This window comes from Arenibacter hampyeongensis, assembly GCF_002909255.1.
Classification (GTDB): domain Bacteria; phylum Bacteroidota; class Bacteroidia; order Flavobacteriales; family Flavobacteriaceae; genus Arenibacter; species Arenibacter hampyeongensis.
The window spans coordinates 714,409-726,217 of record NZ_PIOB01000001.1 but is presented as its reverse complement, the minus strand read 5'-3'; the positions used below and the strand labels follow the sequence as shown (position 1 = coordinate 726,217).

Sequence of the window (11,809 nt, the reverse complement as noted above, 5' to 3'; positions counted from 1 at the left end):
TATATATGTCACGAGCTATTTGAACTCTAAAAACTAAGCACATGAAAAAATTAATTTTAAGTTCTATTTTGATGATTGCCCTGAGCATTTCATTTATTTCCTGTAGAGAGACCAAGGATGAAGCCAAGGATGCTATGGAAGAAACAAATGAAGCGTTAAAAGATGTGGGTGAGGATATGAAAAAAGTTGGTGAGGATGCCAAAGGAGTTGCAACCAAAGCCATGGATGCCGCCAAAGAAATGGGCGAGGATATGAAAGAAGCTGGTTCCGAAGCTTTGGATAAGGCAGGGGACGCCGCCAAGAAAGTTAGTGACGACGTAAAAGATGCCGCTAATAAGGCTGCTGACAAAACTAAGGCTGCTGCCAAGGAAGTAAAAGAGGAAATCGAGGAATAATGGATATTCCTATTTACCTTTAAACTTAAGCTCGGTATTAAAATACCGAGCTTTTATTTATTTAAAAGGTATATCCCAATCCCAAAACCAAATTAATTCCTGGGGCAACGATTCCGGAAGAATAGGAACGATACCTCTGATCGGTAATATTTTCAAGATTTACAGTAACCTTTAAAGCCTGCGAAAATTGATATTGTGAACGAAGGTTTAAAGTGTACCATGACGGTGAGTAGGGAGAACCATTTGGATCGACCGCATATATATAGTCCTTGGTTTTTTCTGACATTGCCATGTCATCATAGCTGATTTCTCCATTAAAGTTGACAAAGAGGTCGGTTTTCAATTTTTGAATCTTCCATATTATATGAAAATCCCCAAAGGTGGGAGCCACATGTCTACCAGAAGTATCCGTGCCATCCTGCTCTTCCTCTATACCTTTGGTAAGGGTAAGATTCGAATTCACTGAAAGGCTTTCCGTTAAAAAGGCATCCAATCCAAATTCAAAACCGTATACATAAGCTTTAGCCGCGTTCTGTATGGCTTGGACTTTACTTAACTCGCCGTTATAATCTATTTCATTGTTTCCATTAAATTGAAAATCCCTTCGGACCAGGGCATCTACCAAATAAGTATAAAAGGTAGCTCCCTTTAGCATTAATTTATCATTGAAATTTTTCTGGATTCCCACATCTAAATTATAGGCATATTCGGGTTCCAATTTGGGATTTGGAACGACCACAGACCCCGGTTCGGAATCAAATATCTTACCTACATCATCAATATTTGGGGCTCTAAACCCGGTAGACCCATTGAAAGTCACCTGCAAATCCGCTTTTGGAAACCAACTAAAGCCTATACTCCCGGTTAATGCCCCTGTGCTTAGATCGGCATCATTAAAAGGGAAGGCATAATAAGTCTGGTCAAAAACGGCATCAATCCATACATGACTGTAACGCAGTCCAGATAAGAACGTAAAGTTGGGCTTGGCCCTTAACTCACCGCTTATATAGCCTGCAAGGGTCTGCCAAGTAGAATTGTCAGGATATCTTGATGCTGAAGGCGACAAATCAAGGGTCTCTACGTTCAACTGATTTCCACTGGAGCCAATTTTATTAATTACGTACTCCGCTCCATAGTAAAGTCTAAGATTTCCTATACGTTTGTTTTCAAAATCGATGTTCGTGGAAATAGCATCTACATTCTCCTTGGTCATATACCTTATGGGGTTCTGAAAACCCCTGTCGTTCCTACTTTCCTCAAAATATTGATAAGCGGTAGATATTTTTAGCCCATCATAAAATTTTCCCTTACCATTTTTATAAAATTGAAGGTTCCCCATGAACCATTTTTGAGGCCCATAAAACCACTCCGCAGAGCGTAGGCCAAGACCGTCACTGGATGGCCTGATAAGTCTGTCATATCTGGAGTAATCAGAGGTTTCGGAATAATAGGCACTTAAGTTAATATTCCAATTATTATTCGGTTTAAAAACCACTTTTTGCATTAAATTAATTTGATCATATCCTGTGGGCAGCTGTTTTTGGGAATTTTTATTTTTCCGAAGCTCATCCTGTCCGTTCTCCCTTACCACATAATTATTTCTTAAGTAGGATGTAGGACCATGGGAACCCATTTTAAGATCGTCAAAGTCGTTATAGGTTACACTGCTCAAAAAAGCCCATTCCTTTTTGCCCAAATTGAAATCGAAATGAAAGGTATTCTCGTTATTAGCTGAGGAATACCTATAGTTTGCCTTGCCGGAAAAATATAAACTATCCGTCTTGGAAAATTGTGGATTAAAAGTATAAAAATTCATAACTCCACCTATGGCATCGGAACCATAGATTACAGAACCAGGCCCAAAAATTACTTCTGTACTTTTAATTGAAAAGGGATCAATGGAAATTACATTTTGTATGTTACCCCCCCTAAATATAGCATTGTTCATGCGAACCCCATCAACGGAAAGCAAAAGTCTATTTGTCGCAAATCCCCTGATCATTGGGCTTCCGCCTCCAAGTTGGCTTTTCTGCACAAATACTTTTCCACTGTTTTCAAGTAGATCAGCCGAAGTTTGAGGAGCAGTGAAATCGATAGTTTTGGCGTTTATTAGCGCTATTTTCTGAGGTATATCCTTTTTCTGTTGTTCCCACTTCGAAATGGACATCACTACTTCATCCAACTGCTCGGCATTCAATACCAAATAGAGTTTTCCTTTTCTTAGTACATGAGCCTTTGTACTTCTATAATTTTGGTAACCAATGTGAGTAAAAGTAATCCGTTCGCCACGATCAAATTTGGAAAGGTCACATTTGCCATCAAAGTCGGAAAGGGTTGTCTTGGATTTATCCCAATTGTAAACTATTACATTGGGAATTGGTTGATGATCCACCTCGTCCAAAATAACAATATCCTGTCCCATTAGCCCCTGATATAAAAAGAGAACAATTATGAAAACTATCTTTTGCATATTAGCTAAAAACTTCATTTAAAACTGCCAATGACTTTGGTTTTCTAAATCCCTGCAAATGTAATTCAAAATAAAGGACAAGGGATTTTAAGAGCTCCTGACGGTTCTTTTTGTTAAGTTTAATAGTATGTATGGTATCAAAATTTATGCCCAAAAGCGCCTTAAAGTATTTTAAATTCTCCCCGCTAAGGATGGGATTTAGGGATGGGCTTTTTACAAACTCCCCTTCCAAAAGATCAAAGTATAATAAATCCTTATTATTGGTGTCCGGATAAAACCCAAAATACTTGGTCAAGGACAATAAAAAGTAGAGGTGAAAATTAGCAAATTCATCGTGGGTGTCCAACCACTGCAGGGAAGCCTCAATAAAGTTGAACAGGCCTTCATTGCGCTCTTCCTCATGTATGCTGTTGCCCAGCATTTCTGCCAAAAAAAAAGTAATGGCATTTTTGGAAATATCGGTGTGCAGGGTCTGATAGTGATAACAAACCCTAGCTTCAATAACCCTTTCCAAGGTTCCCTTGTTCTTATGGGAGGCTACCAAATCCAATTGTAGCAAAGGCTGAAAATAGGCCGTTTTTAGCTTCCCCTTTTTTGAGGCAAGTACGCCTCTCAACAGATAAGATTTTATTCCGTCCGATAAGGTAAATATTTTAACGATTAAACTGGTATCCCCATATTTAATTGACGTTAAAACAATGGCTTTAGTGGTAACCTGCATTCTGATCTAAATCTTGGAACAAAGATAGTACAAAGAGACCCGTAAGGCTTTAAAAACCTTACGGGTCTCGGAAACTGCTTTAAAATCCAATCTATCCTGTTAAGATTCCAGGAGTTAATACCGACTTGTAAAACGTTATATAACTCCCTGTGCCAACATGGCATCAGCAACTTTAACGAAACCGGCAATATTTGCACCTTTTACATAATTGCAATAGCCATCTTCGTCCATTCCATATTCTATGCAAGAATCATGAATATCCTTCATTATTTTTTGCAATCGCTCATCTACCTCTTCCCTAGTCCAACTTATACGAAGTGAATTCTGTGACATTTCCAAACCAGAAGTGGCCACACCCCCTGCATTGGATGCCTTTCCCGGGGCGAATAGTATTTTTGCTTCGTGGAAAGCGTGAATTGCTTCTGGGGTAGAAGGCATATTAGCTCCTTCGGCAACACAAATACAACCATTTTTTAGCAACATCTTGGCATCTTTGCCGTCCAACTCATTTTGTGTGGCGCAAGGTAAGGCGATTTCACAGGGAACATTCCAAGGTGTCTTACCTTCGTGGAATTCCGCAGATTTATACTTTTTAATATAATCTGATATTCTTCCCCGCTTATTGTTTTTAATATCCATTACGAAGGCCAGCCTTTCCGCATCAATACCTGCCTTATCGTAAATATAGCCACTGGAATCGGAAAGCGTAACTACTTTTCCTCCCAATTGGATTACTTTTTCGGCAGCATATTGCGCCACGTTTCCAGAACCTGAGATTACGACGGTTTTACCCTTAACATCCTTCTTTTTGGATTGCAACATGCTTTGGGCGAAGTATACGGTGCCATAACCTGTAGCCTCGGGTCTTATTTTAGACCCACCCCATGAAAGACCTTTACCGGTTAACACCCCGGTAAACTCATTTCTGATTTTTTTATACATCCCGAACAGAAAACCTATCTCTCTTGCGCCAACGCCAATATCGCCGGCAGGTACGTCCGTGTTGGGTCCAATGTGCCTACAAAGTTCCGTCATAAAGGCATGGCAAAAACGCATTACCTCATCATCCGATTTTCCTTTCGGATCAAAATCTGACCCTCCCTTTCCACCGCCCATTGGCAGCGTGGTTAAGCTATTTTTAAAAACCTGTTCAAAAGCCAAGAATTTTAAAACACTTGCGTTTACGGTAGGATGGAACCTAAGTCCTCCCTTATATGGGCCAATAGCCGAATTCATTTGAATTCTATAACCCCTGTTTACATGTATTTCACCATCATCATCCACCCATGAAACCCTAAATGAAATTAACCTTTCCGGTTCCACCATCCTTAATAAAATATTCTTTCCATTATAAATCTGATGATTACTAATGTAGGGTATAACTGTTTCTGCTACTTCTTGCACAGCTTGTATGAATTCTGGCTCGTGGCTATTGCGACCTTTTACCTCCTCCATAAAGGCATCTATTTTGTCTTCCATAAAATCTGATTAATTGCTAATTGTTGATAAATATTGAGTTTGAAGGCAAAATTATATTATTTCTATAATTTAAACCCTATTTTTTTAAAAATTTGATAAATTATTTATTCAATAGCCTGTCGCAGGTCATCAATTAAATCATCCTTATCCTCAATACCTACACTAAGTCTTATTAAAGCATCTACTACCCCACTTTTTTCCCTTTCTTTCTTAGGTATACTGGCATGGGTCATGCTCGCCGGATGACCTGCCAAACTCTCTACTCCCCCTAAGGATTCGGCAAGTGTAAAAATTTGTAATTTTTCAACAATTTTTATGGCATCGTCATAATTACTCCCCTTTGGGACAAAGGAAATCATTCCTCCAAAATCTTTCATTTGACCTTTTGCTACTTCATAATTGGGGTGAGTTGGAAATCCTGGCCAATATACTTTTTCAATTTTCGGGTGATTTGCCAAGAATTCGGCCACTGCCTTGCCATTTTCGCAATGGCGTTGCATCCTTACATGCAGGGTTTTTATTCCTCTTAGTACCAAAAAGCTATCCATTGGCCCACAAATGGCACCGCTTGCATTTTGTATAAAATACAATTCGTCCGCCAGGGCCTTATCTTTTACAACCAAGGCCCCTAAGACTACATCGCTATGCCCACCTAGGTATTTAGTGGCTGAATGCATTACAATGTCGGCGCCCAAATCTAATGGAAGCTGTAAATACGGCGTTGCAAAGGTATTGTCCACCGCCAAAAGTATTTTATGTTCTTTGGCTAGTTGGGAAACCTTTTTTATATCAATGATATTCATCATTGGGTTGGTAGGGGTCTCTACCCAAATTAGTTTGGTCCTTAGATTAATGTATTTGCTTATTTCATTGGTATCCTGCATTCCAACAAAGTGGAAAACGATACCGTATTTTTCAAATATCTTCTTAAAAATACGATAGCTACCTCCATAAAGATCACTTGTAGAAATAACCTCGTCCCCTGGATTCAATAGCTTAATTACAGCATCAATGGCCGCCAATCCACTGCCAAAAGCCAAACCATATTTTCCATTTTCAATACTGGCCAAGGAATTCTCCAAGGCCGTCCTCGTTGGATTGGCACTTCTGGAATACTCATACCCCTTATGACCTCCTGGTGTACTCTGAGCGTAAGTCGAAGTTTGGTAGATCGGGGGCATTACCGCTCCATATGCCTCGTCCGGGAACTGTCCTCCATGAATAGTTTTGCTATTGAATTTTAATTCTTTTTTACCCATGATGTAAATATCTATACACAAATGTACCTTTATCTTTCGGGGATTACAATGATCTTGTAGCTTTACACCGTACTAATAACACTGCTTTTATGAAGATTAAATTGACCCTTATATTTATCGTTTTATTTTTATGGAATTGTAAAAATGACGAACGGATTACCTTTGAACCCATTGAATTTACTTCAGAAAATTGCAGCAATTGCCCAAAGGCAAGTATCCGTATTCCTAAGGCATTGGATGAAAGTCCAATAAGCGCTACTATAAATAACTCACTCCAAGAAGAGGTGATTGCCATGCTTATATACGATGATGAAATTGAGGCTACCAACATTGAAGAGGCCATTTTATCTTTTAAAAATGGATATTTGGAATTAAAAAAAATCTATCCTGATGAACCGGTGGGATGGGAAGCGGATATTGAAGGAAAAGTGACCTATGAAGACAAAAATATATTGACGGTTCAAATTAATTCCTACTCCTTTACAGGTGGGGCCCATGGTTTTTCCTCGACCCGATTCTTAAATTTTGACAAGGCAAAAGGGTTGGAATTGGAAACTTTGGAAATGTTTAAGGATCCCTTGGAATTTCAAAATTTTGCTGAGGGCAAATTTAGGGAGCAAGAAAAGATTCCGGCCACAGGATCGGTCAATGCCACAGGCTTTATGTTTGAGAACGACGAATTTTACCTTCCCCAAAATATTGGTTTTACACAGGAAGGCTTACAACTGCTCTATGAGCAGTATGAGGTGGCCTCATATGCGGACGGCCCAATAACATTAACATTGTCATTGGAGGAAATAAAACCCTATTTAAAAATTAAAGTTCCATCTTAATCTTTAGCCACAACCTTTAAAAGTGCTAAAATAGATCCAAGGTGTATACCTTCATGAAAAATATTGAACATAACGGCATCTTCAACCGTGCTTAATGTAACGTTTGCGCTGGTTGTGTATTCATTATACCCTATAAATATTCCTTTCTCATAGTCTTCCTGCATCCATGTTATGGTAGGCAATAATAATTCTTCCACTAGTTGCAATTCTTCATCAGTTGCTGTGCCATCGGGCACGGTACCCTTTTTAAACTTTTCTACCAGGGCATCATCCAAACGCATAGGTTGCCCGCTAAGCTTGTAGATCAAAAGTTGTTGGGTAACCACCACATGTGCAATATTCCACCATATGTTGTTACGGAATCCATTAGGAATTTGCAGCAATAACTCTTTTGGAGTTTCTTTTAAAAATTTATAAAGTATTTTCCTGTTCTGCAGGGTAATGTTGAATGCGTTTTCCAAGGCTGTATGTTTTCTGTTATTAATTTTTACAATTGTCGCTAAAAATAGTACAATTCAATGTAATTGGGTTTCTTTGTAGTCTAAATAATATACAGAGGAACAGATTTACAAAAATGAAAAAGATATTTCACCTGAGTACTTGTGATACCTGCCAAAGGATTTTGAAAGAATTGGAACCCCTCAACGATTTTACACTTCAAGACATAAAAACCGAAGCCATTACACCGGAACAATTGGAAAATATGGCTAATTTGTCCGGAGGTTATGAGAGCTTGTTCAGCAAGCGTGCCCGACTTTATAAAGAGCGAAATCTGAAGGAACAAAACTTAACGGAATCCGACTTTAAAGCGTTAATTCTAGAACATTATACCTTTTTGAAACGACCGGTTATCCTCATCGACGATCATATTTTTGTTGGTAATAGCAAAGCTGTTGTGGCTGCCGCCAAAGCAAAATTGAATTCGTGAGCAGACGAACCCTGGCCATCTTGGCTGCCTTGGGGGCCACTACCATATACGGCATAAACCACACTATCGCCAAGGGTGTTATGCCTACCTTTGTTAAACCCTTCGGATTTATTTTCCTTAGGCTTTTTGGGGCGACATTGCTCTTTTGGGGAATTTCATTTTTTGGCCCTAAGGAAAAATTGGAACGACGGGATTGGGGCAGATTGTTTGTGTGTGCCTTCTTCGGTATGGGCATCAATATGCTATCGTTCTTTAAAGGCTTAGACCTTTCCACGCCTATAAATAGCGCCGTGCTCATCACCATTACACCCATTCTAGTTGTAGTTTTATCAGCACTGTTTATCAAGGAAAAAATTACCGTTCAGAGGGGCATTGGTGTTTTCTTGGGTCTAGTAGGGGCATTGGCTTTGATTTTATTCGGGGCTGAAATTAGACAGGATGCCACCAATATACCTTTGGGAAACCTGCTATTTATTGTCAATGCCACTTCCTACGGACTATACCTTATTTTGGTAAAGAAATTACTGGAAAAATATCATCCCTTTACCCTCATGAAATGGATGTTCGGAATAGGGCTTATCATAACACTTCCAATAACATATTCCGAATTTACGGAGATACAATGGGGCCAGCTTCCTGTGGAAGCTATTGGAGCCATCGCCTTTGTAATCGTTGGGACAACCTTTTTAACCTATTTGTTCAATGTTTTTGCCTTGACCCAATTAAAAGCTTCTACCGTAGGTGTTTTTATGTACCTACAACCATTGATAGGCATCATCTTTGCCATTGCTGCTGGAAAAGACAACCTAACTTTAATTAAATTACTTGCAATAGTTTTGGTATTGATCGGGGTGTACCTGGTAAGTAAACAAGTTAGGCCAAGTCCTTAGGGCGTACAGAAAACTTACGGGTATCCTCCTTGGTAAGTACTTTAAACCCGTCTCCCTTCGGAACCTTGTTAAAGGCCTCCAACAACTCCGTTCCTAAACCTGTCAAACTTCTTTTCTTAAGATCGATCCATGCTCCCATAATCTGACAGTGGGCAAAATTTTTTCCATTTCCATCGTAAAAATTATGATGAAATTCAAAGAACATACCATCAGCACTCAAACCCACCAGATCCAAGGAAACCTTTACAGGCTTTCCTAAAAAGGCTTCCTTAAAATAATAGACATGTTCATGGAAAACCACTGGTCCAATATTGTTCTGTGACATGGTCTTTTGGTTAAATCCAAGTTCCAATAAGAAGGACATCCTTGTATGGCTCATGAAATTTAAATAGGCTGAATTAGCCATATGACGATTGGCATCCACGTCGCTCCAGCGAATTTCAAATTCTTTTATATACATTCTTTTATTTTTGTACTTTTGAAATTATTATGCATGCATAATAATTTCAAAAGTACTATTTTTTATAAACAATAGATATTTTTGTTTCCAATTTTGGCGTATCCGATTATTTTTAATTCTTTAAATCCTTTACCGAAATGAGCAACAAAGCAGCCTTTATAACAGATCTTTCACTTCCTGCGGTAGCAGCGCCCATGTTTCTGATATCTGGCCCACAATTGGTCATTGAATGCTGCAAGAATGGAATAGTGGGGACTTTCCCTGCATTAAATCAACGTACCACTGAAGGCTTTGAGGAATGGTTGATGGAGATTAAAACCGAATTAAAGAGATATGAAGCGGAAACTGGAAAAAAGGCCGCGCCTTATGGCGTAAATCTAATTGTCCACCCAACCAATCCACGATTGGAAGCCGATTTAAAAATTTGCATAAAACATAAAGTTCCTTTAATTATTACCTCCTTGGGCGCTGTGGCCCAGGTGGTCGATGCCATCCATAGCTATGGTGGACTTGTATTTCATGATATTATTAAAAAAAGACATGCGGAAAAAGCGGCAGAAGCCGGAGTGGACGGATTAATTTTGGTTGCCGCTGGTGCTGGAGGACACGCCGGCACTATAAACCCAATGTCCTTAATTGCCGAGATAAAGAAATTTTACAACAAAACTATATTGCTTTCTGGCTGTATCAGCACGGGAAGGGATATAGCCTCAGCATTACAAATGGGGGCGGATTTAGCCTATATGGGCACTCGCTTTATAAATACCAAAGAGAGCAGGGCGCCTGAGGAATATCGTAAAATGATCATCGACTCCGGAGCAAGCGATGTGGTCTATACCTCGGCAATATCCGGAGTACACGCCAACTTTTTGGGCGCTAGTTTAAAGGCAGCCGGAATCACGGAAGAAGATTTAAAAAAAGACAGGAAGATAGATTTTGGCAAGGAGTTGAACACGGAAGCCAAAGCTTGGAAAACAATATGGTCGGCTGGTCAGGGAGTCACAACCATAGATAACGTTGAACCGGTTTCAGCCTTGGTGGCAAACCTCAAATCTGAATTTAAATCGGCCATTGAAGAACAGATAAAGATCCTGGAAATCTATCCAAAGTGAGAATTGTTTCAACAATTGATTTTATTATTCATATGAATAATCCTAAAACCATTCTTTTGGTCAACCCAAATCATACCAAGTGATTTGGTCTAATTGGATATGCAATTTTCCGGCACAATGATTTCAACTGGAACATCCATATTCAAATCCGAAGAATCCTGTTCGGTAAGATATTTGAACATCCCCTTAATGGCTGTATAGCCTTGGAATTCCGGTTTTTGATTTATCAAAAAATTTATTTCCTTGTTCTTTAGACATTTAATGTTGTCTTCGTGTAAATCGAAACCAACTACCGACACATTGGAAACATTATTGGCCTTAAGAATATCAGGTATTAGGTAAGACCTTGCATTGGTAACAAAAATGCCCTTTGGCCTCTGATCTTTAAACCAACTTTCTATTTCGGCATTGATTTCAAAAGGTCTATCCACAGGATGGTTAATGGTCATTATGGAAATTTGACTATCCTTGAAATTTGTCCTAAAAAATTCCCTGAAACCATTTTCCCTTTGTTGATTATTGGCATGTAAGCCCCTTTCGGTCACAATATTGACAACAAAATAAAGTCCTTCGTTACCAACAAGCCCATGCAAGAGCCTACCGGCCACTTTACCTGCAATATTTGAATCCTGGCGAATAAAAAATGATGGATAATCCAGTTTTACTTCGGTATCCAAAAAAACTATGGGAATATTATTGTCTTTGGCCTTACTCAAAAGATTATTGCTTTCAACCATAAAAAACGGAACGGTAACCAAGGCGTCATATTTTTTGTTCAAAATGACATCGCCCATTTTTATAAAGGAAAAGGGATCCGTAAAGTAATAGTAGGTAACCAATATGCCCATTTCACTCAATTCCTCCACCGCCTTGTCTATACCTTTTTTAGGAAGATCCCAATAGCTCCAATTCTTTGAAACCTCAGGTATGAGTACGGCAATTTTCAATTTCTTACGTGCCGCCAAATTAAGTCGGCTGGCAACTGTATTTTTCTTATATCCCGTTTCCTTTATTATAGCCTTAATCTTTTCACGCGTTGCCTTAGAAACTCCGTCCCTATTATGCAACACCCTATCTACGGTTCCAATGGAAACATTGGCCAACTTGGCAATTTGCTTAATTCCAATAAGGTTATCCATATACAGGGGATATCAGAGATTAATAATAAAAGTGCAAAAAATAACGGTAAAATTACGATTTGTATCTATCCAATGCCTGCCCAAAAGTATTTTACCTAAGTGTATTTTCATTTCCATCAACGA

12 protein-coding genes are annotated in these 11,809 nt (G+C 39.0%); 5 read left to right on the top strand and 7 right to left on the bottom strand.

Going from position 1 to position 11,809, the window contains the following annotated elements; translation table 11 throughout:
* Nucleotides 1–41: 41 nt before the first annotated feature.
* A complete protein-coding gene (locus CWD91_RS02940) occupies nucleotides 42–395 on the top strand; it encodes a hypothetical protein (protein WP_103439434.1) in 354 nt (117 codons plus the stop codon).
* Between the two features lie 61 nt (nucleotides 396–456).
* Here CWD91_RS02940 and CWD91_RS02935 read toward each other — a convergent pair whose 3' ends face one another.
* The 4 genes from CWD91_RS02935 to CWD91_RS02920 form a co-directional block, all read right to left on the bottom strand.
* Complete coding sequence (locus tag CWD91_RS02935) at nucleotides 457–2,883, bottom strand: TonB-dependent receptor (RefSeq protein WP_103439433.1); 2,427 nt, start codon at nucleotides 2,881–2,883, stop codon at nucleotides 457–459.
* Entirely contained in the window at nucleotides 2,867–3,586 is a 720-nt protein-coding gene (gene recO, locus CWD91_RS02930) for a DNA repair protein RecO (RefSeq protein ID WP_103439432.1), read from the bottom strand. The genes CWD91_RS02935 and recO overlap by 17 nt, the downstream gene beginning before the upstream one ends.
* Before the next feature lie 135 nt (nucleotides 3,587–3,721).
* Nucleotides 3,722–5,065: an NADP-specific glutamate dehydrogenase gene (gene gdhA, locus CWD91_RS02925; protein WP_103439431.1), complete on the bottom strand. Its 1,344-nt coding sequence runs from the start codon at nucleotides 5,063–5,065 to the stop codon at nucleotides 3,722–3,724.
* A gap of 104 nt (nucleotides 5,066–5,169) precedes the next feature.
* Nucleotides 5,170–6,324: a cystathionine gamma-synthase gene (locus CWD91_RS02920; protein ID WP_103439430.1), complete on the bottom strand. Its 1,155-nt coding sequence runs from the start codon at nucleotides 6,322–6,324 to the stop codon at nucleotides 5,170–5,172.
* Nucleotides 6,325–6,413: 89 nt separating this feature from the next.
* Here CWD91_RS02920 and CWD91_RS02915 point away from each other — a divergent pair, with 89 nt between their 5' ends.
* The gene (locus CWD91_RS02915) at nucleotides 6,414–7,157 is read left to right on the top strand and encodes a DUF3298 and DUF4163 domain-containing protein (RefSeq protein WP_103439429.1); all 744 of its coding nucleotides are present in this window, start codon (nucleotides 6,414–6,416) and stop codon (nucleotides 7,155–7,157) included.
* On the opposite strand, the gene CWD91_RS02910 is transcribed toward CWD91_RS02915, so the two are convergent.
* The gene (locus CWD91_RS02910; protein WP_103439428.1) at nucleotides 7,154–7,618 is read right to left on the bottom strand and encodes a DinB family protein; all 465 of its coding nucleotides are present in this window, start codon (nucleotides 7,616–7,618) and stop codon (nucleotides 7,154–7,156) included. The two genes, CWD91_RS02915 and CWD91_RS02910, sit on opposite strands and share 4 nt — an antisense overlap.
* Nucleotides 7,619–7,731: 113 nt before the next feature.
* On the opposite strand from CWD91_RS02910, the gene CWD91_RS02905 reads away from it, so the two are divergent.
* Both CWD91_RS02905 and CWD91_RS02900 read left to right on the top strand, forming a co-directional pair.
* Nucleotides 7,732–8,085 carry an arsenate reductase family protein gene (locus CWD91_RS02905; protein WP_103439427.1) on the top strand — a complete coding sequence of 118 codons (354 nt, stop codon included), beginning with the start codon at nucleotides 7,732–7,734 and terminating at the stop codon, nucleotides 8,083–8,085.
* Nucleotides 8,082–8,975: a DMT family transporter gene (locus tag CWD91_RS02900; RefSeq protein ID WP_103439426.1), complete on the top strand. Its 894-nt coding sequence runs from the start codon at nucleotides 8,082–8,084 to the stop codon at nucleotides 8,973–8,975. The genes CWD91_RS02905 and CWD91_RS02900 overlap by 4 nt, the downstream gene beginning before the upstream one ends.
* On the opposite strand, the gene CWD91_RS02895 is transcribed toward CWD91_RS02900, so the two are convergent.
* The gene (locus tag CWD91_RS02895; RefSeq protein WP_103439425.1) at nucleotides 8,959–9,435 is read right to left on the bottom strand and encodes an acyl-CoA thioesterase; all 477 of its coding nucleotides are present in this window, start codon (nucleotides 9,433–9,435) and stop codon (nucleotides 8,959–8,961) included. The genes CWD91_RS02900 and CWD91_RS02895 overlap by 17 nt on opposite strands.
* A 137-nt stretch (nucleotides 9,436–9,572) precedes the next feature.
* On the opposite strand from CWD91_RS02895, the gene CWD91_RS02890 reads away from it, so the two are divergent.
* Complete coding sequence (locus CWD91_RS02890; RefSeq protein ID WP_103439424.1) at nucleotides 9,573–10,547, top strand: NAD(P)H-dependent flavin oxidoreductase; 975 nt, start codon at nucleotides 9,573–9,575, stop codon at nucleotides 10,545–10,547.
* Nucleotides 10,548–10,636: 89 nt separating this feature from the next.
* Here CWD91_RS02890 and CWD91_RS02885 read toward each other — a convergent pair whose 3' ends face one another.
* Nucleotides 10,637–11,686, bottom strand: coding sequence for a substrate-binding domain-containing protein (locus CWD91_RS02885; RefSeq protein ID WP_103439423.1), 1,050 nt, complete (start codon nucleotides 11,684–11,686; stop codon nucleotides 10,637–10,639).
* Nucleotides 11,687–11,809 lie beyond the last annotated feature (123 nt).